Source organism: Myceligenerans halotolerans, assembly GCF_054782975.1.
On record NZ_BAAGRL010000002.1, the window covers coordinates 1 to 554 of the forward strand.

General features: G+C 73.5%; 1 pseudogene. It reads right to left on the reverse strand.

From position 1 onward, the window contains the following. Positions 1 to 526: pseudogene (locus tag ACYVK5_RS00025) on the reverse strand (HNH endonuclease); the annotation flags it as partial. Positions 527 to 554: the final 28 nt, after the last annotated feature.

Here is a 554-nt window from a genome sequence, read left to right on the forward strand (position 1 = left end):
CGCGAGCCTCCAGCTCCCGGGTGCCCACGCCCTCCAGCGTGGCCGGGTCGGCGCACAGCTCGGCGTCGATGCGGGCGCGGTCCTCCACATCGAGGCAGGCGGTCTCCTTGACCAGGATGATCGCCCGCTGGTGGGTCAGCCGCCCGGCCCGCAGCGCGGTCAGGGTGGCCGGCATTTCGGTGTGCAGCATCTTGGCTGTGCCGATCAGGGTGCCGGCCCGGTGCGGGGAGACCCGCAATGCCAGGGCGACCTGGCCGCGCACGGACCGGGCCGCTTCCCGCTCCGCGGAGCGCACGGTGACCGGTACCGTCCGGCCGGCCGGGTCTGCCTCGGCGGTCGCTACCGCCTGCTGGGCTTCGGTGCGCGCGGCTTCGTCGATCTCGACCATCAACTGCGCCTGCACCGCCGAGATGCCACCGGCCAGGTCCTCCAGCGCACGCAGCATCTGGACCTGACCGCGCGCTTCACCGGGCTTGGCCGCCGTCAGCAGCCACTCATGCACCGCGGCGATGTCGGCCGCCGACACGTCAACCCCCGGGACACCAGTCACCGAC